This is a genomic window from Streptomyces sp. NPDC101166 (assembly GCF_044768125.1).
Lineage (GTDB): Bacteria > Actinomycetota > Actinomycetes > Streptomycetales > Streptomycetaceae > Streptomyces.
This window is the reverse complement of the sequence record NZ_JBIWPF010000010.1, coordinates 57,652-77,933: the sequence shown is the minus strand read 5'-3', so window position 1 is coordinate 77,933 and position 20,282 is coordinate 57,652. Positions and strand designations below refer to the sequence as shown.

At 72.4% G+C, this 20,282-nt stretch carries 17 protein-coding genes; 5 read left to right on the top strand and 12 right to left on the bottom strand.

Annotated elements, in window-relative coordinates:
- The first annotated feature begins 14 nt into the window (after positions 1-14).
- The 3 genes from ACIRS4_RS19045 to ACIRS4_RS19035 are packed head-to-tail and all read left to right on the top strand — an operon-like array spanning position 15 to position 3,716.
- Positions 15-1,670, top strand: a complete 1,656-nt coding sequence (locus ACIRS4_RS19045; RefSeq protein ID WP_404196973.1) for a class I adenylate-forming enzyme family protein — start codon at positions 15-17, stop codon at positions 1,668-1,670.
- Positions 1,667-2,845: an FAD-dependent monooxygenase gene (locus ACIRS4_RS19040; protein ID WP_404196971.1), complete on the top strand. Its 1,179-nt coding sequence runs from the start codon at positions 1,667-1,669 to the stop codon at positions 2,843-2,845. Before ACIRS4_RS19045 ends, ACIRS4_RS19040 begins: the two co-directional genes overlap by 4 nt.
- Before the next feature lie 13 nt (positions 2,846-2,858).
- Positions 2,859-3,716, top strand: a complete 858-nt coding sequence (locus ACIRS4_RS19035; protein WP_404196968.1) for an aminotransferase class IV — start codon at positions 2,859-2,861, stop codon at positions 3,714-3,716.
- Positions 3,717-3,807: 91 nt separating this feature from the next.
- Here ACIRS4_RS19035 and ACIRS4_RS19030 read toward each other — a convergent pair whose 3' ends face one another.
- The 10 genes from ACIRS4_RS19030 to ACIRS4_RS18985 form a co-directional block, all read right to left on the bottom strand.
- A complete protein-coding gene (locus tag ACIRS4_RS19030; protein WP_404196965.1) occupies positions 3,808-4,293 on the bottom strand; it encodes a carboxymuconolactone decarboxylase family protein in 486 nt (161 codons plus the stop codon).
- A gap of 130 nt (positions 4,294-4,423) precedes the next feature.
- Entirely contained in the window at positions 4,424-5,383 is a 960-nt protein-coding gene (locus ACIRS4_RS19025) for an ABC transporter substrate-binding protein (protein WP_404196962.1), read from the bottom strand.
- Between the two features lies 1 nt (position 5,384).
- Positions 5,385-7,325: an ABC transporter permease gene (locus ACIRS4_RS19020; protein WP_404196960.1), complete on the bottom strand. Its 1,941-nt coding sequence runs from the start codon at positions 7,323-7,325 to the stop codon at positions 5,385-5,387.
- Positions 7,325-8,449, bottom strand: a complete 1,125-nt coding sequence (locus ACIRS4_RS19015) for a glycine betaine/L-proline ABC transporter ATP-binding protein (RefSeq protein ID WP_404196958.1) — start codon at positions 8,447-8,449, stop codon at positions 7,325-7,327. Before ACIRS4_RS19015 ends, ACIRS4_RS19020 begins: the two co-directional genes overlap by 1 nt.
- Positions 8,446-10,035: a GMC family oxidoreductase gene (locus tag ACIRS4_RS19010; protein WP_404196955.1), complete on the bottom strand. Its 1,590-nt coding sequence runs from the start codon at positions 10,033-10,035 to the stop codon at positions 8,446-8,448. Before ACIRS4_RS19010 ends, ACIRS4_RS19015 begins: the two co-directional genes overlap by 4 nt.
- Before the next feature lie 151 nt (positions 10,036-10,186).
- A complete protein-coding gene (locus tag ACIRS4_RS19005; RefSeq protein ID WP_404196952.1) occupies positions 10,187-11,707 on the bottom strand; it encodes an aldehyde dehydrogenase family protein in 1,521 nt (506 codons plus the stop codon).
- A gap of 231 nt (positions 11,708-11,938) precedes the next feature.
- Positions 11,939-12,928, bottom strand: coding sequence for a malate dehydrogenase (locus tag ACIRS4_RS19000; protein ID WP_404196950.1), 990 nt, complete (start codon positions 12,926-12,928; stop codon positions 11,939-11,941).
- A gap of 429 nt (positions 12,929-13,357) precedes the next feature.
- Positions 13,358-14,236 (bottom strand): DUF2690 domain-containing protein, encoded by an 879-nt coding sequence (locus ACIRS4_RS18995; RefSeq protein WP_404196947.1) that lies wholly within the window; start codon positions 14,234-14,236, stop codon positions 13,358-13,360.
- Positions 14,237-14,345: 109 nt separating this feature from the next.
- On the bottom strand, positions 14,346-14,837 hold the full coding sequence (locus tag ACIRS4_RS18990; RefSeq protein ID WP_404197463.1) for a DUF3017 domain-containing protein: 492 nt from the start codon (positions 14,835-14,837) through the stop codon (positions 14,346-14,348).
- Positions 14,838-14,895: 58 nt separating this feature from the next.
- The gene (locus tag ACIRS4_RS18985) at positions 14,896-15,750 is read right to left on the bottom strand and encodes a bifunctional methylenetetrahydrofolate dehydrogenase/methenyltetrahydrofolate cyclohydrolase (protein ID WP_130441231.1); all 855 of its coding nucleotides are present in this window, start codon (positions 15,748-15,750) and stop codon (positions 14,896-14,898) included.
- A 249-nt stretch (positions 15,751-15,999) separates the two neighbouring features.
- Here ACIRS4_RS18985 and ACIRS4_RS18980 point away from each other — a divergent pair, with 249 nt between their 5' ends.
- Positions 16,000-16,650, top strand: a complete 651-nt coding sequence (locus ACIRS4_RS18980; protein WP_404196944.1) for an RDD family protein — start codon at positions 16,000-16,002, stop codon at positions 16,648-16,650.
- A gap of 89 nt (positions 16,651-16,739) precedes the next feature.
- Here ACIRS4_RS18980 and purH read toward each other — a convergent pair whose 3' ends face one another.
- Both purH and purN read right to left on the bottom strand, forming a co-directional pair.
- Positions 16,740-18,323: a bifunctional phosphoribosylaminoimidazolecarboxamide formyltransferase/IMP cyclohydrolase gene (gene purH / locus ACIRS4_RS18975; RefSeq protein ID WP_404196941.1), complete on the bottom strand. Its 1,584-nt coding sequence runs from the start codon at positions 18,321-18,323 to the stop codon at positions 16,740-16,742.
- Positions 18,320-18,958, bottom strand: a complete 639-nt coding sequence (gene purN, locus ACIRS4_RS18970) for a phosphoribosylglycinamide formyltransferase (RefSeq protein ID WP_404196937.1) — start codon at positions 18,956-18,958, stop codon at positions 18,320-18,322. Before purN ends, purH begins: the two co-directional genes overlap by 4 nt.
- A gap of 328 nt (positions 18,959-19,286) precedes the next feature.
- On the opposite strand from purN, the gene ACIRS4_RS18965 reads away from it, so the two are divergent.
- Entirely contained in the window at positions 19,287-20,045 is a 759-nt protein-coding gene (locus ACIRS4_RS18965; RefSeq protein WP_404196934.1) for a hypothetical protein, read from the top strand.
- The last annotated feature ends 237 nt before the right edge of the window (positions 20,046-20,282 follow it).

Here is a 20,282-nt window from a genome sequence, read left to right as displayed (position 1 = left end):
AAAGGAACAGCCGCATGTCCCAGCAGTCCCTGCTCGCCGACCGCGGGTTCTATCTCGGCCCGTTGTTCCGGCGGGCGGCCGACCGGCACGGCTCCGTCTTCGTCACCCTGGACCGGCCGCTGGACGTCGACCCGGCCCGCGGGGTGGACCTCAGCTACGCGGTCCTGGCCGACGTCGTCGAGGAGCTGTCGGCCAGGCTGTGGGAGGCGGGGGTACGGCCCTCGGAGCAGGTGGCCGTCCACAAGACCGACAACGTGGACATCGTGCTGCTGACCTGCGCGATCTCCCGTATCGGCGCGGTCCCCGCGCTGCTGTCGCCCGGGCTGTCGGGGCCGGTCGTGGGGCAGTTGCTGGCGCGGCTGCGCCGGCCGTGGCTGATCACCGACCGGGCGAAGCTGGCGGGTCCGCTCGCCGACGTCGACGTGTCCTGCCTGGTGCGGCGGACGCTGACCGTGGACGACGCGCCGGTGGCCGGGGCCTCCGGGGAAGCCGGAGCGTCCGGGGAAGCCGGGGCGTCCGGCGCGTCCTCGGGGCAGCCCGCCGCGCCCTCCGCGACGTACGCCGAGCCCCTCGGGAAGTACGCGGGGGCCGAGCCGCCCCCGCCGGTCCGGCTCCATCCGCGGGAACCCGCGCTGATCACGCACAGCTCGGGCACCACCGGCATCCCCAAGCTGGCCGTGCACTGCGCGAACACCATGTGGAACCGGCTGGTGCCGCAGCAGGCGATGGGCTGGCCCACCCGCGGGGAGACCGCGGCCCTGCACATGTCGTTCGTGCACTCGCGCTTCTACCACCTGCTCGGCGTCCTGCTGCGCTTCGGCAGTCCGCTGGTGCTGATCACCGACCCGGAACCGGCGAACGTGGGGCCGCTGCTGTCGAGGCACCGCCCCGGGATCGTCGAGACCCACCCCAACACCTTCGTGCTCTGGGAGGAGTTGGCCGACGCGCCTGGGGCCCCGCTGTCCCGGGTCCGGTCGTACGGCTCGACGTTCGACGCGATCCATCCGCGCACGGTGCGGCGGCTGCTGCAGGCGTCGAAGCGCCGTGCGCCCTGGCTGATCCAGCTGTACGGGCAGAGCGAGACGGGCCCGGTGGCCTTCCAGTGGTTCACCCGGCGCAGCGCCGCCCGCGCGGACGGTCGCCGGGTGGGCAGCGGCATCCCGGGCTTCACCCGGATCCGTGTCACCGACGACCGAGGCCGGCCGGTCGCGCCCGGTGTGGCGGGCCGGATCGAGGCGCGCACACGGGGCCGCATCCTCACCTACCTGGGCGCGCGGGAGACCTACGAACGTCAGCTGGACGGCGAGTGGTGGCAGATGGGCGACATGGGCTACCGGAACCGGTTCGGGGTGCTGCACCTGATCGACCGTGAGGTGGACAAGATCGACTCGGTGCACAGCAACCTGGAGGTCGAGGACGTCCTGATGTCGCGTCTGGAGGAGCTGCGTGAGGTGGTCATCGTGCCCGGTGTGGACCGGGAGCCGGTGCCGGTGGTGTGCGTGCGGGGCGAACGGCCGCTGGACGCGGAGCGCTGGCGGGAGGCGACGGCGGACCTGCCCGCGATGGCGGAGCCCCGGCAGTGGCGGTTCGAGGAGCTGCCGATGACCGCGACGTGGAAGGTGAAGCGGGTGGAGATCACCCGCATGCTGGCCGAGGGCGCGCGCGCATGACCCCGGTCGTGGTGGTCGGCGCCGGCCCGGTCGGGCTGTCGGCCGCGCTCGCGCTGCGCGGGCGCGGGCTGCCCGTGGTGCTGCTGGAGGCCGACCCGAAGGACCGTGAACGGCCGGGCAGCCGGGCCCTGTTCGTGCACCGGGAGACGCTGCGGCTGCTGGACGGGATGTGCCCGGGGCTGGCCGCCGAGATCACCGGGTACGGCCGGACCTGGCACACCCGGCGCACTCTGTACCGGGGCCGCGAGGTGTACGCGCGTACGTTCCCGCCCCCGTCGGGGCTGCCGCCGTTCACCAGCCTGCGCCAGGTGGACACCGAGCGCTTCCTGCGCGCCGCGTGCGAGCGGGAGGGCGTGGAGTTCGTCTGGGGCGCGCGGATCGTGGGCGTCCAGACCGGCGCGGCCGGTGTCTCGCTGACCGCCCGGGACGGCAGGGAGTGGAGCGCCGGGTACGTCATCGCCGCGGACGGGGCGCGCTCGGCGGTCCGTGAGGCGCTGGGCATCGCGCTGGAGGGGACGCGGGGCGAGGGTTTCCACGTGGTCGCGGACGTGGCGGACGTGCCAGGAGGCGAGCTGCCGCTGGAGCGGGTGTTCCACTACGAGCATCCGGGCGTCGGCGGCCGCAGTGTGATGCGGGTGCCGTTCACCGGCGGCTTCCAGGTGGACCTGCAGTGCCACGACCACGACGCGGAGGAGGACTGGGGCGCCGAGGAGGCGGTACGGCGCTGGCTGCCCGGTGTGGTGGGCGAGGGGTACGCCGAGCGGATCCTGTGGGTGTCGACGTACCGTTTTCTGCGCAAGGTGGCGGCCTCCTTCACCGATCCGCACCGGCGGGTGCTGCTGGCCGGGGAGGCGGCGCATCTGTTCCCGCCGTTCGGCGCACGGGGCATGAACAGCGGGATCGCGGACGCGGCGGCGGCGGCCGAGGCGGTCGCGGCCGGCACGGCCGAGGCGGTGGAAGAGTTCGCGGCCGTACGGCGGGCGGCGGGCCTGTTCAACAGCGAGGCCGCGGGGATCGCGCTGGACCATCTGCGGCCGCGGCGACGGAGCGTACGGCTCCGCCAGCGGGCCGCGGCGGCCCTCGCGCCGGTGCTGCCGTCGTGCGGGTCGTGGCTGGAGCACGCGCCGTACGGTCCCCGGCACGGGGCGCCGGCGGTGGCGGGCGGCAAGTACTGAGCGGGAGGCACGGGTGACTGCACGACTGGCCGCGCAAGAGGGGCTGCTGACCTGGACGCCGGGCGGGGGCCCGACGCCGTGGGCGGACGGGGCGGCGAAGGAGACGTCGGACCACGCTTCGGGCCGGGCGTCGGCGGAGCCCCTGCTGGTGGCGGACTCATGGCTGCTGGCCGAGGGCCGCGTGCGCGGGTACGGGCGGCACCGGGAGCGGTTCCTGCGGGCCTGCGCGGAGTCCGGGGCGTGCGGGGAGCCCGGCGGGCCGGGGCCGCGCAGGCTGGTGGAGTTCTGGCACGACATGACGGCCGCGCTGCCGCGCACGGGTGAGTGGTTCCCCCGGGTGGAGCTGGCCGCCGGGTCGCTGGAGCTGCGGCTGCGGTTGCGCAAGGCGCCGCCGCTCGGCACGCAGGTGCGGCTGTGGTCGGCCGGTCAGCCCGACCCGCGCGGCGTGCCCCGGCACAAGGGCCCGGACCTGGACGCCCTGGCGGGGGTGCGGGCGCGGGCCGTCGCCGAGGGGGCCCAGGAGGCTCCTCTGGTGGACGCGTCGGGGACGGTGCTGGAGTCGGCGACCGCGAGCGTGCTGTGGTGGGAGGGCGACACCCTCTGTCTGCCCCCTGACGGGGCGCCCGTGCTGCCCGGGGTGACGGCCGGACTGATCCAGGAGCGGGCCGCCCGCTCGGCGGTCCCCGTCGCCCACCGCAGGCGCACGGTGGCCGAGCTGTCCGGCCGGGAGGTGTGGCTCGTGAACGCGCTGCACGGCATCCGCCCGGTGACGAGCTGGACGGACGACACCATGAAGGCGGGCCCCGCGACAAAGGCGGCGGAATGGCGTAACTGGCTGGATAACCTCACGGAGCCGCTGCCGCACACATAGCGGGAAAAGAATCGACGACAAAGCGTCGAGAAAGCGACGGCAACGCGAAGGGCATCGGCGGAAAAAGCCGATGCCCGAATTCGCCGTTGCATCACTTCGCGGCGGGCTGATAACCCCCGGGAACCATCCGGGTCGCGATGGCGATCCGGTTGTAGGCGTTGATGACGGTGGCCGCCCAGATCAGCGCCGCGATCTGTTCGTCGTCGAAGACCTCGGCCGCCTCCGCGTACACGTCGTCCGGCACCCGGCCGTCGTGGACCAGCGTCACCGCCTCGGTCAACGCCAGCGCGGCACGCTCCCGTCCGTTGAAGAACGGGGTCTCCCGCCAGGCGTTGAGGGCATAGATCCGCTGCTCGGTCTCCCCCTGGGAGCGGGCGTCCTTGGTGTGCATGTCGAGGCAGAACGCGCACCCGTTGATCTGCGAGGCGCGGATCCTGATCAGTTCCAGGATCTCCGGTTCGACCTTCGCATCGCGGGCGGCGGAAACGGCGGCGCCGTGCAGGGCGCCCATCGCGGTGGACACATCGGGGGTGATTTTCTTGAGGGCCACGCGCGATATGGGGTCACTAGTGCTCATGCGCCGACTCTAACCGACGTTTTCACTTCCGGTGAGAAAAACTTCGACGCCCGCCCTTTTTCATTCGGGCGATGTCGGGGGCCGGAGGAACCGGCCGGGGGCCGCCCACGGTGAGGCGGCCCCGTCCGGGTCAGCTCAGCCAGGACCGCCAGGTCGACTCGTGGGTCTTCACCCACTTCTTCGCCGCCTCCTCGGGGGTGAGCTTCTGGTCGGCGATCATGAGGGAGACCGCGTTCTGGTCCTCGGTGGTCCACTTGAACTTCTTCAGGAAGGCGGCCGCCTTGCCGCCCTTCTTCGCGAAGTCCGCGTTGAGGTACTTCTCCAGCGGGGTGTGCGGGTAGCCGCAGGCCACCTTGTCGGGCACCGCGTCGCAGCCCTCCTTGTACGGGGGCAGCTGGACCTCCGTCATGGGGACCTTCTCGAACAGCCACTGCGGGGCGTACCAGTAGGTCAGGAAGGGCTTCTTCTCCTTGGCGAACTGCCTCATCTGGGTGATCTGGGCGGCCTCGGAGCCGGCGAAGACCACCTGGTAGTCCAGCTTCAGGTTCTGCACCAGCGCCTTGTCGTTGGTGACGTAGGACGGGGAGCCGTCCATGAGCTGGCCCTTGCCGCCGCTCTCGGGCGTGCGGAACTGCTCGGCGTACTTGTTGAGGTTCTTCCAGTTCGTGACGTCGGGGTGCTGCTTGGCGAAGTACGTCGGCACGAACCAGCCGATGTGCCCGGTGACGCCGAGTTCGCCGCCGCGCGCGATGGTCTTCTTGTCGTCGACGTAGCGCTTCTCCTGCTCGGGGTGGCCCCAGTCCTCCAGGATCGCGTCGACGCGGCCCTGGCTGAGGGCGTCCCAGGCGGGGACCTCGTCGACCTGCACGGTGTCGACGCGGTAGCCGAGCTCGTGCTCCAGGATGTACTGGGCGACGGCGACGTTGGCCTGCGCGCCCACCCAGGACTGCACCGACAGGGTGACGGACTTGGAGCCCTGGGCGTTGGCGAACGGCGAGGCCTGCTTGGTCATGTCGGCGGCGCCGCACCCGGTCAGCAGCGCGAGCGCGGAGACACCGCTGACCACGGCGGTCGTCGTACGAAGTCGCATGTCACGCTCCCTTCTGAGTACGCCGGTCGGCCGGCTGGGTCACCCGGTCGAGCATCAGGCCGAGGCAGACGATCGCGGCGCCGGCCACCAGACCGGTCGCCAGGTCGCCCTGGGCGAGGCCGAAGACGACGTCGTAGCCGAGCGCGCCGCCGCCGACCAGACCGCCGATGATGACGACGGCGAGGACCAGCACGACGCCCTGGTTCACGGCGAGCAGCAGCGCCGGGCGGGCCAGCGGCAGCTGTACCTGCCGCAGCTGCTGGCTGCCGGTGGCGCCGAGGGAACGGGCGGACTCCATGGCGGCCGGGTCGACCTGGCGCAGCCCCTGGGCCGTGATGCGGACGACGGCCGGCAGGGCGTAGACGACGGCCGCGGCGACCGCCGGGGCGCGGCCCACGCCGAACAGCGCGACGACCGGGATGAGGTACACGAACTGCGGCATCGTCTGGAAGACGTCCAGGACGGGCCGCAGCAGCCGCTCCACGCGGTCGCTGCGGGCCGCGGCGACGGCGGTCCCGAAGCCGAGGACGAGAGTGACGGCGACCGCGGCGAGGACCTGGGACAGCGTGTCCAGGGAGGGTTCCCACACACCCAGCACGCCGATCGCGGCCATGGCGAGGACGGCGGTGAGCGCGGTGCGCCAGGTGCCGATCACCCAGGCCAGCGCGGCGACCAGGAGCAGCACGGACCACCAGGGCAGCGCCTGCAGGCCGTCCCGGAGCGGGTCGAGGAGCCAGGTGGTGAAGTGGCCCGCCCAGTCGGCGGTGCCGCCGACGACGGGGACGCCGGAGTAGAGGTGCGCCGTCATCCAGTCCACGACACGGTTGACCGGCTCGGCGATGGCGATCGTCCAGGTGTCGGGCCAGTCGAGGCGCCCGATCAGCCGGCCGCCGACCACGACCACCACGGCGACGGCGAGCAGCGCGTAGACGCCCCGGGTGCGGTGGTTCTCGCCGGTGCCCTGTCCCGCGGCGGCCGTCACCCGGTCCAGGACGACGGCGAGCAGCACGATCGGGATGCCGGCCGCGAGGGCCGCGCCCACGTCGACCGAGGCGAGCGCCTGGTAGACGCGGTCACCGAGACCGCCGCCGCCGATCACGGAGGCGATGACGGCCATGGACAGCGCCATCATGATCGTCTGGTTGAGGCCGAGGAGGAGTTCCTTGCGGGCGAGCGGGATCCGCGCGGTCAGCAGCCGCTGGCGGGCGGTCGCGCCGAGCGACTCCACCGCCTCCAGGACGCCCTTGTCGGCGCAGCGCAGACCGAGCGCGGTGAGCCGGGCCATGGGCGGGGCGGCGTAGACGACGGTGGCCAGGACGGCCGCCGGGACGCCGATGCCGAAGACGAGGACGACGGGCAGCAGGTAGGCGAAGGCGGGGAGCACCTGCATGGTGTCCAGAACCGGCCGCAGGATCCGTTCCATGCGGTCGGAGAGCCCGGCGGCGAGGCCGAGCACGGCGCCGACGACGACCGAGGCGAGAACGGCGACCACCATCAGCGCGAGGGTCTGCATGGTCGGCACCCACATGCCGAGGAGCCCGCAGGCGAGGAACGCGGCGGCGGTGCCCAGCGCCAGCCGGGCTCCGGCGACCCGCCAGGCGACGAGCGCGCCCAGTGCGGTGACGCCGGCCCAGCCGACGCCCAGCAGCACCAGGTAGACGGCGCGCACGGACAGCACGACGGCGTTGCTGATGTGGCCGAAGAAGTACAGGAACAGCGGATGGCTGTCCCGGTTGTCGATGATCCAGTCGCTGACACCGGTCAGCGGCTTGGTGAGGTCGACGGTCAGGGCCTGCGGCCAGCTGCCGCTCGCCCAGCGGGCGTCGGCGAGCGGCACGAGAACCGCGGCGGCGACCGCGAGGGCGAGCAGCTTGTGGACGGCCCGGTGCTTGAGGAAGGCGGGGACGCCGGGGCGGAAGGCGGGTGCGGTGATCGTCGCCATCACACGGCCTCCTTACGAGGCTCGGGGGCGGCCTCCTTACGAGGTTCCGGCGCGGCGTGCCGCCCCGTGCCGTCGGCGCCCGCCGGGCCTGCCGTGCCGGCGACGACGCCGAGCAGCGCCTCGGAGTCGACCACGCCGACGCAGCGCCCGTGGTCGACGACCCGGGCCGGCGCCTTGGCGCGGGCGACCGCCTCGATCGCCTCGGACACGGTGGCGTCGGGGGCGACGGCGGGGCCGCTGCCGGCCTCGTCGGCGGAGGCCCGGCGCATGGCGGAGCGGACCGTGAGGACCTGTTCGCGGGGCACGTCGCGGACGAACTCGCGGACGTATTCGTCGGCGGGCGAGCCGACGATCTCCTCTGGGGTGCCGAGCTGGACGACGCGGCCGTCGCGCATCAGGGCGATGCGGTCGCCGAGCTTGAGCGCCTCGTTGAGGTCGTGGGTGATGAAGACCATCGTGCGGCCCTCCTCGCGGTGGAGGCGGACCACCTCCTCCTGCATGTCCCGCCGGATGAGCGGGTCGAGCGCGCTGAACGGCTCGTCGAACAGCAGGACCTCCGGGTCGACGGCGAGCGCGCGGGCCAGTCCGACGCGCTGCTGCTGGCCGCCGGAGAGCTGGCCGGGCCGGCGCGTCTCCATGCCGTCCAGGCCGACCTTGGCGACGATCTCGCGGGCCCGGTCGCGCCGCTCGGCCTTGCCGACGCCCTGGATCTCCAGGCCGTAGGCCACGTTGTCGAGGACCGTGCGGTGCGGGAGGAGACCGAAGTGCTGGAAGACCATGGCGGCCCGGTGGCGGCGCAGTTCGCGCAGCCGGGCGCGGTCCATGGCGCGGACGTCCTCGCCGTCGACGACGATGCTGCCGGCCGTCGGCTCGATCAGCCGGGTCAGGCAGCGCACCAGGGTGGACTTGCCGGAGCCGGACAGGCCCATGACGACGAAGACCTCGCCCTTGCGCACGTCGAAGGAGACGTCCCGGACGGCGGCCGTGCAGCCGGTGCGCGAGCGCAGCTCGGCGGCCGGGAGGGCGGCCAGCTCGGGGTCCACCGGGACGCGTTCCGGCTTGGGGCCGAAGACCTTCCACAGGCCCTCGACGCGGAAAACCGGGGAGTTGGAGACCTCGGTCATCGCGAACCACCACCGATCCGCTCGGCGGTACGCGCACCGACCTGGTCACCGGCGTCCTCGCCGATGAGTTCAGCGGCCTTCTCCCCCACCATCAGTACTCCGATCATCGGGTTCACAGCGGTCATCGTCGGGAAGACCGAGGCGTCGGCGATGCGCAGCCCCTCAAGGCCGCGTACGCGCAACTTCGGATCGACGACAGCGAGTTCGTCGTCGGCGGCGCCCATGCGGCAGGTGCCCGCCGGGTGGTACACGGTGTGGGCGACCTTGCGGGCGTACTCGCTGAGCTCCTCGTCGCTCGTGACGTGCGGGCCGGGGGCCACCTCGCGCCTGAGCCAGGGGGCCAGCGGCTCGGTCGCGGCGATCTCGCGGGCGATGCGGATGCCGTCGACGAGGGTGCGGGCGTCGTAGTCGTCCTCGTCGGTGAAGTACCGGAAGTCCAGGGCGGGCTTGACCGACGGGTCGGCGCTGGTCAGGTAGAGCCTGCCGCGGCTCTTGGGCTTGGGGATGTTCGGGGTCATGGAGACGCCGAACTCCGGCCGCTCGTAGCCCAGTCGCTCCGGGTTGTCGGTGAAGGGGATCTGGTAGAAGTGGAACATCAGGTCCGGGCCCGCGTGTCCGGCGTCGCGGCGCACGAACAGGCCGGCGTCGGAGTCCATCGCGGAGTTCTCCGGGATCGGGCCGTCGGTCTCCCAGACGATCACCGACTCGGGGTGGTCGAGGAGGTTCTCGCCGACGCCGGGCAGGTCGTGGACGACGGGGATGCCGAGCGCGTCCAGGTCGGCCTTGGGGCCGATGCCGGAGTGCATGAGCAGTCGCGGGGAGTCGACGGCGCCGGCGCACAGCAGGACCTCGCCCCGGGCCCGTACGACGAACTCCTCGCCGTCCTTGGCGCGCACGTGGACGCCCCGCACGTGGGTGCCGTCGAGCTCCAGCCGGTAGGCCCAGGTCTCCAGCAGGATCGTCAGGTTGGGGCGCTCGTCCATCACCGGGTGCAGATAGGCCACCGAGGCGCTGGAGCGCTTGTTGTTCTCCGGGTGGTAGGCGAGGTCGAAGAAGCCGACGCCGTCGTCGAAAGGCTTCTTGTTGAAGCCTTCGACGCGGGGCACGCCGAGCGCCGACTGCGCCGCGTCGACGAAGTCGCGGGCGATGGCGTTGCGGTCCTTCTCGTCCACCGGGACGATGTTGTTCTTCAGGCGGGCGTAGTAGGCCTCCATCGGCACCGCGCCCCAGCCCTCGGCGCCGGCCTGCTCCCACTCGTCCCAGTCGGAGGGCAGCGGCTTGAAGGCGATGAGGGTGTTGTGGGAGGAACAGCCGCCGAGGACACGGGCCCGGCTGTGCCGGATGTGGGAGTTGCCGCGCGGCTGCTCGGTGGTCGGGTAGTCGTAGTCCAGCTCGCCGCCGAGCAGACCCATCCAGCGGCGCAAGGTCAGCACGTCGTCGCGGCCGACGTCGCTGGGGCCGCCCTCGATGACGGCGACGGTCACGTCGGGGTTCTCGGTGAGGCGGGAGGCGATGACCGACCCGGCCGTGCCGCCGCCTATGACGACATAGTCGTATTCATCGAACGCGTGGGTGTGATCGGACATGAGCGTGGTACTCCAGGGGTGCGATGGGGGAGGAACTGGAGATCTGACGGGGTCCTACGGGGAGGAGGGATGGGATGGGAGGGGTGAGGGAAGATCAGGAGACGCCCGTGGGGGGGCGTGATGGTGGGGCGGGCCGGCCGGGCGCGTGGGCTCAGCCGGCGAACCAGCGGACGGGCTTGGGCGCGAGGTTCTGGTAGACGTGCTTGGCCTCGCGGTACTCGGCGAGTCCGGCCGGGCCGAGTTCGCGGCCGACGCCGCTCTTGCCGAAGCCGCCCCATTCCGCCTGCGGCAGGTAGGGGTGGAAGTCGTTGATCCAGATGGTGCCGTGGCGCAGCCGGGCGGCGACGCGGCGGGCGCGGCCGGCGTCGGTGGTCCACACACCGCCCGCGAGACCGTACTCGGTGTCGTTGGCGAGAGCGACGGCCTCGTCCTCGGTGCGGAAGGTCTCCACGGTGACGACGGGTCCGAAGACCTCCTCGCGGACGACCCTCATCTCGCGGTGGCAGTGGTCGAGGACGGTCGGCTCGTAGAAGTAGCCGTTCTCGGGCCGTTCGGGCGCGGGGTCGGGGCGCCGGCCTCCGGAACGCAGCACCGCGCCCTCCTTGAGGGCCGACTCGACGTAGTCCTCGACCTTGGCGCGCTGCTGCTCGGAGACGAGGGGGCCGCACTCGACGCCGTCCTCGGTGCCGCGGCCGAGGCGGATCTTCCCGGCGCGGCGGGCGAGTTCGTCGACGAAGCGGTCGCGGACGGACTCCTCGACGATGAGCCGGGCGCCGGCCGAGCAGACCTGGCCGCTGTGGATGAAGGCCGCGTTGAGGGCCTGGTCGACGGCCGTGTCGAAGCCTTCCTCCGTGGCGCAGGCGTCGGCGAAGACGACGTTGGGGTTCTTGCCGCCGAGTTCGAGGGCGACCTTCTTGACGGTGGGGGCGGCGGCCTGCGCGACCTTGGTGCCGCTGACCAGACCGCCGGTGAAGGAGACCAGGTCGACGTCGGGGTGTTCGGAGAGCCGGGCGCCGACGGTGTGGCCGGGGCCGGTGACGATGTTGGCGACGCCGGCGGGCAGTCCGGCCTCGGTGAGCAGCTCGATGAGCGCGACGGTGGTCAGCGGGGTGATCTCGCTGGGCTTGACCACGAAGGTGTCGCCGGCGGCCAGGGCCGGCGCGATCTTCCAACTGGCCTGAAGCAGCGGGTAGTTCCAGGGAGTGATCAGCGCGCAGACGCCTATCGGCTCGTGTACGACGACGCTGTGGATGTCGGGCGAGCCCGCATCGACGACCCGGCCGGGGGCCTCGGCGGCGACGAGGTCGGCGAAGTAGCGGAAGGCGTCGGCGACGCAGTCGATGTCGACGCGTCCCTCTTCGACGGTCTTGCCCGCGTCACGGCTCTCCAGCAGACCCAGCCGCTCGCGGTCCCGGGTGAGGAGATCGGCGACGCGGCGCAGCAGGGCGGCGCGCTCGGCGGCCGGGGTGTGCGGCCAGGGACCGTGGTCGAAGGCCTTGCGGGCGGCCTCGATCGCGAGATCGGTGTCCTTCTCGTCGCCCTCCGCGATCACGGCGAAGGGCAGGGCGTCCGCGGGGTCGAGGATCTCGCGCGTGGCGCCTGAGACGGCTTCACGCCATTCCCCGTCCACGTGGATGGTCTTCCGCGCCTGGAGTTCTGTGTTGTCCGCCATGATCGGGATTGCCTTCCGTTCCTGTTCGCTGCCCGTGTGTCACACACGTGTCACTCACTGGGACCGTGACCGCATGCCCCGGCCCTGCGATTGCATGCGCAATCCATGGCCGAAAGTGGGCCGTGTCACTGAACATGCACAGGAAACGGCACAAACCGTACACAGGAACGCGACAATCCCCGGGTGGAAGGCTCCACCCGGGGATCGTCGGAAACAGTTGGCTCAGAAAGCTCAGATGAGGCCGAGGGCGCGGACCGCCTCGCGCTCCTCCTCCAGCTCCTTCACGGAGGCGTCGATGCGGGCGCGGGAGAACTCGTTGATCTCCAGGCCCTGGACGATCTCGTACTTGCCGTCCTTGACGGTGACGGGGAAGGAGGAGATGAGGCCCTCCGGGACGCCGTAGGAGCCGTCCGACGGGATGCCCATGGAGGCCCAGTCGCCGTCCGCGGTGCCGTTGACCCACGTGTACACGTGGTCGATGGCGGCGTTGGCGGCGGAGGCGGCCGACGAGGCGCCACGGGCCTCGATGATGGCGGCGCCGCGCTTGGCGACGGTCGGGATGAAGTCCTCGGCCAGCCACTTCTCGTCGTCGACGACCTCGGCGGCGTTCTTGCCGGCGACCGTGGCGTGGAAGATGTCCGGGTACTGCGTGGCGGAGTGGTTGCCCCAGATGGTCAGGCGCTTGATGTCGGCGACCGTGGAGCCCGTCTTCTTCGCGAGCTGGGTCAGCGCGCGGTTGTGGTCGAGGCGGGTCATCGCGGTGAAGCGCTCGGCCGGTACGTCCGGCGCGGCGGCCTGGGCGATCAGCGCGTTGGTGTTGGCCGGGTTGCCGACGACGAGGATCTTGACGTCGTCCGCGGCGTGGTCGTTGATGGCCTTGCCCTGCGGCTTGAAGATGCCGCCGTTGGCCTCGAGGAGGTCGCCGCGCTCCATGCCCTTGGTGCGGGGGCGGGCGCCGACGAGGAGGGCGACGTTCGTGCCGTCGAAGGCGACGTTCGGGTCGTCCGTGATCTCGATGCCCTGGAGCAGCGGGAACGCGCAGTCGTCCAGCTCCATGGCCGTGCCCTCGGCGGCCTTGAGCGCCGGGGTGATCTCCAGCAGGCGCAGCTTGACCGGCACGTCCGCGCCGAGCAGCTGGCCGGAGGCGATGCGGAAGAGCAGGGCGTAACCGATCTGGCCGGCCGCGCCGGTGACGGTGACGTTCACGGGAGTGCGGGTCATGGCGTTCTCCGTATGACAGCTGGCGGTGGGGCGTCCCTGCCCCGGGTGGGACGTACAGATGATCGATCTCTTGATACCAAGAGATCGACCAGCGGTCAGGCTATCGCGCCTCCGGGATCCCGGGCCGCCGGGGCGGTGTGGCCCAGGCCACAGCCGGTCGGGGTCCGGCCGGGATCTCGCGGGGCGACTCGGGGACTCGGCCGGTGTGCGCCGGGGACGCGAAACGGCGGCCGCCGATCCGGGAGAGGGAACGGGCGGCCGCCGGGTGGGGGTGCCGGGGGGCCGGACTCCCGTGGGGGTACGGTTCGCGTGCCCCACGGCGTGCCGGATATTCCTCCGGCGGCCGGGTTTTTCGCCGGCTTCACTCGGTTGGAGCAAGGGGCTTCCCCGGGGGCGCGGGCCACGCGTCACGGGTGCGGCGGCCCCTTTCTAGGGCGTGCAGCCCTCCTGGCCCGAGGCGAGTGCGGCGCACGCACGGATCTCGGCCGGGTTCTTCACGGCCACCATCGGGGTGTACGCGACGGTCTCGCCGGCGGCCGTGACCCGCCCGGTGTACCGGATAGCGCCGGCGGTCACCCGCACCACGTCGCCTGCGACCGCCGGGGTGATCCGCCCCCAGGCCGCGCCGCAGGTCCGGCTGTAGCGGACCTCCAGCAGCACGGCGCCCACGGTGACGCTCCTCGCCGTGGCCGTCAGGTCGCCGCCGCAGCCCGCCTCCTCCGCGTCCTTGCCCGTGCAGCCGGCCCCGAAGCACAGCACGCCGGGCGGGAGGGGCGCGGCGGGCGCGGGGGACGGCGAAGGGGAGGCAGCGACGGTCCGGCCCTTCGCCGGCAAGTCCGCGTCGGCGTGGGTGAGGAGGAACGCCCCCACGGCGACGCCCACGACGCCGACAGCCCCGGCGAGGAACACGACCGGGCGGGGCCGCCTCGGATGCGGGGCGGGAGCGGGGGGCGGACGCTCCGGGACGGGGCGGGTGATCGTGGCCGTCCGCGCCCGGGACAGGCGGACGGCCTCCGAGGCCGCGTCCTCCCGCCGTCCCGCCCGGTTCCAGGCGCGCTCGGCCGACTCCCACAGCGGTATCAGAACGGCCGGATCGGCGCCCGTGACCTCGGCCAGGGCGATGACCGCGCCCTTCGGCGCGAGGAGCCGCCCGTCGAGATACCGCTCCCAGGACGCCCCGCCGTAGCCGGTGCGGTCGGCGAGGGTGGCGACGCCGAGGCCGGCGTGGTCCACGAGTCGCCGTAGCCGACGGGCCAACTCCTCTACCGACGGGTCGAGTTCATCCGGAAGGTCCCTCCAGCGAGGCATCGGCCCCCCTCCCTCCGCCGTGAACCCTTTTTCCGCTTATGACCGTTCGGCCGTTCGACCACGGTAGCGCTCGGACGGGCTAAGGGATGTCCCGTAATCCCTACAGTTCTTAGTTGCTCACGGTGAAGTGCAGGGTGTCACCCAGGAACGGGATCTGGAGCCACGGACGCGGCTGCGCCATCAGCGCCAGCAGGACGATCGTCACACCCAGCACCCCGTACGTCGCGACGTCGGTGAAGCGCGAACGGACGGCGAGCATGCCGACGTTGAGCCTGAGCCAGCGCAGCACCGCGCCGGTGAGCAGCCCCGCGCCGATCACGATGGTGCCGATCCTGAACACGTCGAACGCGGTCAGCAGCAGGCCGAGCGCGACCAGGCCCAGGACCACGAGCATCGGCCACTGCCGCGCCGGCGCCGGGGCGTCGCGGGGCGCGGCCCGACCGCCGCCCTCGGGGCGCGCGGTGTCCCGGGTGAACAGCGGGAAGCGGCGCGTGCTGCGGCGCGGGACGCCCTCGGCGTCCGGCGCGCTGACCGGGTCGCGGACGACGGGTTCCTCGAACGCCTCGTCGAGGGCACTCTGAGCCTTCGCCGGGGTCTCCATGGCCTCGGGAGTCTCGGCGGGGTCGGAGGGCTCGGGGGTCTCGGGCTTCTGCGCGTTGTCAGCCGGCACTGCGCTCGGCCGCCTCGACCACGTTGACGAGCAGCTGCGCGCGGGTCATCGGGCCCACGCCGCCCGGGTTGGGGGAGATCCAGCCGGCGACCTCGCGGACGTCCGGGTGGACGTCGCCCACGATCCGCCCCTCGGCGTTGCGGGAGACGCCGACGTCGAGGACGGCCGCGCCAGGCTTGACGTCCTCGGGCCGGACCAGGTGGGCGGAACCGGCGGCGGCGACGATGATGTCCGCGCGCTTCAGGTGCGCCGACAGGTCCCGGGTGCCCGTGTGGCACTGCGTGACCGTGGCGTTCTCGCTGCGGCGGGTCAGCAGCAGCGGCATCGGACGCCCGATGGTGACCCCGCGGCCGACGATCACGACCTCGGCGCCCTTGATCTCGACGCCGTGCCGGCGCAGCAGCGTGAGGATGCCGTTGGGCGTGCAGGGCAGCGGGGCGGGCTCGTTGAGGACCAGACGGCCGAGGTTCATCGGGTGCAGGCCGTCGGCGTCCTTGGCCGGGTCCATGAGTTCGAGGATGCGGTTCTCGTCGATGCCCCGGGGCAGCGGAAGCTGCACGATGTAGCCGGTGCAGGCGGGGTCCTCGTTCAGCTCGCGGACGACCGCCTCGATCTCCTCCTGCGTGGCCGTGCCGGGCAGCTCGCGCTGGATGGAGGCGATGCCGACCTCGGCGCAGTCGCGGTGCTTGCCGGCGACGTACTTCTGGCTGCCGGGGTCGTCCCCGACGAGGATCGTGCCGAGGCCGGGCGTGACGCCCTTGCCCTTCAGCGCCGCCACACGGGCGGTCAGATCCGACTTGATCTCGGCTGCGGTGGCCTTGCCATCGAGAAGCTGGGCGGTCATACGCCCATCCTCCCGGATGACCGGACCCCGGTTCCAATCAGGGTCGGCCGGGGCCGCCCCCCAGGCCCCCTCTTGACCACTGATGTTGCACTTGCACAACAGCCGTATATCCGACTGGACAATCACTCGTCCGGCACATGACGATGAACGGCGCATCACCGCGGTCCGGCAGGGGGACGAACCGCTCTCGCTCACACGTTCCTCCGCGGCATCGCGACGTCCCCGCAAACGCAACGGAGGAACACGGTCATGAGCTTCGGTCAGCCCGGAGGCAACCCCTACGGGGAACAACCGCCGAGCTTCGGTCAGCCCGGCGGCAACCCTTACGGAGCGCCGCAGCAGAACCCGCAGCAGCCCGGCTACCCGGCCTACCCGCAGGCCCCCCAGGGCGTCCCGCCGCAGCAGGGCTACGGCTACCCCCAGCAGCCGGGTCATCCGCAGCAGGGCTACAACTACCCGCAAGCGCCGGGCTACGGCTACGGCACCGGGCCCGAGCTCGCCCACTGGGGCCTGCGGCTCGGGGCGACGCTGCTCGACGGCCTGATCATCATGGGGCCGATGTACCTGCTGATCGGCATCTCCAGCGCCATGGGCTCCGACTCGGCCGCCGCGGGCATCCTGTCGCTGCTCGGTGTTCTCTACGCCTTCGGCATGGGTCTCTTCCAGATCTACAAGGAGGGCACGACCGGCCAGACCATCGGCAAGAAGGCCGTCGGCACGCGCGTGCTGCGCGAGGCGGACGGCAGCACCCTCGGCTTCGGCATGGCCTTCGTCCGCCGCCTCGCGCACATCCTCGACGGCCTGCCCTGCTACCTCGGCTACCTGTGGCCGCTGTGGGACGACAAGAAGCAGACGTTCGCCGACAAGGTGTGCTCGACCCTGGTGATCCGCGCCCGGTAACCGGCGGGGGACTCGCGCCGAGACCCGTATGAGAGGGCCCGCCGACCGTGGAAACGGTCGGCGGGCCCTCTCATGGCGTCAGCAGCGGCTCAGTGGAAGAAGTGCCGCGTCCCGGTGAAGTACATCGTGACGCCGGCCTTGCGCGCGGCCTCGACGACCTGCTCGTCGCGGACCGAACCGCCGGGCTGCACCACGGCCTTCACCCCGGCCTCGGTGAGGATCTCCAGCCCGTCCGGGAAGGGGAAGAACGCGTCGGAGGCGGCGTACGCCCCCCGCGCGCGCTCCGCGCCGGCCCGCTCCACCGCGAGCTTCGCGGAGTCGACCCGGTTGACCTGCCCCATGCCGACGCCGACGGAGGCGCCGTCCTTGGCGAGCAGGATGGCGTTGGACTTCACGGCCCGGCAGGCCCGCCAGGCGAAGGCGAGCTCCTGGAGCTCCTGCGCGCCGAGCGCCTCGCCGGTCGCCAGCGTCCACTGGGCCGGGTCGTCGCCGTCGGCCTGGAGCCGGTCCGTCACCTGGAGCAGCGCGCCGCCGTCGACGGGCTTGACCTCGACCGGCGCGGCGGGCGCGCCGGGAGCCTTCAGCACCCGGATGTTCTTCTTCTTCGCGAGAGCCTCCAGCGCGCCGTCCTCGTAGTCCGGCGCGACGATGACCTCGGTGAAGATCTCGGCGACCTGCTCCGCCATCTCCTTGCTGACCGGCCGGTTGACGGCGATGACCCCGCCGAAGGCCGACAGCGGGTCGCACGCGTGCGCCTTGCGGTGCGCCTCGGCGACGTCCGCGCCGACCGCGATGCCGCACGGGTTGGCGTGCTTGATGATCGCGACGGCGGGCTCGGCGTGGTCGTACGCGGCACGGCGCGCGGCGTCCGTGTCCGTGTAGTTGTTGTACGACATCTCCTTGCCGTGCAGCTGCTCGGCCTCGGCGAGGCCGCCGCCTGCGCCGTCGACGTAGAGGGCGGCGGGCTGGTGCGGGTTCTCGCCGTAGCGCAGGGTGTTCTTGCGTTCCCAGGTCGCGCCGAGGAAGTCGGGGAAGCGCGACTCGTCCACGGGCGCGTACGACGACGCGAACCAGGAGGCGACCGCCACGTCGTAGGCGGCGGTGTGCTGGAAGGCCTCGGCGGCGAGCCGCTTGCGGGTGGCGAGGTCGAAGCCGCCGGAGCCGACCGCGGCGAGGACGTCGCCGTAGCGCTCCGGGCTGGTGACGACGGCGACGGAGGGGTGGTTCTTGGCGGCGGCGCGCACCATGGACGGCCCGCCGATGTCGATCTGCTCCACGCACTCGTCGGGCGAGGCGCCGGAGGCGACGGTCTCACGGAACGGGTAGAGGTTGACGACGACGAGGTCGAACGGCTCGACGCCGAGCTCCTCCAGCTGCGCCCGGTGCTCGGGGAGCCGCAGGTCGGCGAGGATGCCGGCGTGGACCTTCGGGTGCAGGGTCTTGACGCGGCCGTCGAGGCACTCGGGGAAGCCGGTGAGCTCCTCGACCTTGGTGACGGGGACGCCGGCGGCGGCGATACGGGCGGCGGTGGAGCCGGTGGAGACGAGCGCGACGCCGGCCTCGTGCAGCCCGCGGGCGAGCTCCTCGAGCCCGGTCTTGTCGTAGACGCTGACGAGCGCGCGACGGATGCCCCGCTTGCTGCTCTCGGCCGTGACAGTGCTGTCGGCGGTCACTGGATAACTACCTTTCGTCCCTCAATGCGATAGCCGTTGCGGGCGAGCCGCCCCACGACCTCGACGAGCAGCCTTCGCTCGACTTCCTTGATGCGCTCGTGCAGCGCGCTCTCGTCGTCCTCGTCCCGGACCTCGACCACGCCCTGGGCGATGATCGGGCCGGTGTCGACGCCGTCGTCGACGAAGTGGACGGTGCAGCCGGTGACCCTGGCGCCGTACGCGAGCGCGTCACGGACGCCGTGGGCGCCGGGAAAACTGGGCAGGAGGGCCGGGTGGGTGTTGACGAACCGCCCCCCGAACCGCGCCAGGAACTCCTTGCCCACGATCTTCATGAAACCGGCCGAGACGACGAGGTCGGGTTCGTGTGCGGCGACGGCCTCGGCGAGGGCGGCGTCCCACTCCTCGCGCGTGCCGAAGTCCTTCACCTTCCGCACGAAGGTGGGGATCCCGGCCCGCTCGGCCCGCGCGAGCCCTTCGACGCCCTCGCGGTCGGCGCCGACGGCCACGATCTCGGCCCCGTAGGCCTCCGCGCCGGCGGCGGCGATCTCGTCGAGCAGCGCCTGGAGGTTCGTTCCGGATCCGGAGACCAGCACGACGAGGCGCTTGGCCGGCTCGGCCACGGGCTTGGCGGCCACGGCGGGGCCCTTTCTCGGGAGAGCGTTTGTAGGGTCGTACGAATGCTTCGCGCCCCGGGATACGGGGAAGTCTACGAAGCGGCCGACCGCCAGCAACGATACCGGCACACCGCACGGCCCCCTCGGGACGGGGGCGGGGCCGACAGGTAGCGTCAGGGGCGAGCGGGCTCGGGAACGCGACCGCCGTGCGGCACGTTCTCGAAGTGAACGCGGACACCGGCGGTCGATGCCACAGACATCCGTAGACATCCGCACACAGTCGAAACACAGTCGAATCCGGGATCGACTCGATCTCGGTCGTGATCACCAAGGGGAAGACGCTCACTTGATGCCGGACCGCAGTCTGCGACTCCTCACGCTCCTCCCGCAGTCACCGCAGAGAGGGGAGCGCGGCGCCGTGCTGCTGCGAGAGCGCCCCACGACCCCGCCCGACGCGCCCTCCGACTCCGGCGGCGCCCCCCAGGACGACAACCCCTTCGCCCCGCCGCCGGAGGGCGCCCCCGACCGCCCCTGGCAGCCCCGCCACCCCGCCCCGGGCGACGACTCCGACGGCTCCCGGGATGCGTCGGGCTCCCCCTGGGGCGGTCAGTGGAGCGACCGCCAGCCCGGCCGCGCCCCCGGCGGCTTCGGCGAGCGCCCCGGCGGCGGCGAGGGCGGCCCCGGCGGCCAGCAGCCCGGCCCCCGCTGGGACCCGACGGACCCCTCCCAGCGCCGTGCGCGGTACGCGCTGCTGTGCGGGATGTGGGCCTTCTTCTTCGCCCTCTTCGGCTGGCCGTACGTGGCCCTGCTGCTCGGCGCGCTCGCCCTGCACTGGGGCATCAGCGCCCTTCGCGCCAAGCCGCGCACGCCCGACCCGACGGCTCCGCAGCCCTCCGAGCCCGCCGGCCGCCCCCAGCGGACCGCCGCGATCAGCGGCCTGGTCACAGCGGGCCTGGCCCTGTCCCTGGTGGCCGTCACCTTCACCGCGCAACTGGTCTACCGCGACTACTACACCTGCACGAACGACGCCTTGACGAACGAGGCGAAGCAGACGTGCAGCAAGCTGCTGCCGGAACAGCTGCGAGAGGTACTGGGCGCGAACGCTTAGCCCGTGGGGCGGGGCCGCGGCGCGTCCAGCCCGCCCGGGGGCGGCGCCCCCTCCAGGGTGATCTTGAAGACGCGGCCCGTCCAGGGCCGACGCGGGGGCTCGTCCGAGGGCAGGGCCGACGCGGGAGTCCGGGAGCAGAGCCGACGCGGGAGTCCGGGAGCAGAGCCGACGCGGGAGTCCGGGAGCAGAGCCGACGCGGGAGTCCGGGAGCAGAGCCGACGCGGGAGTCCGGGAGCA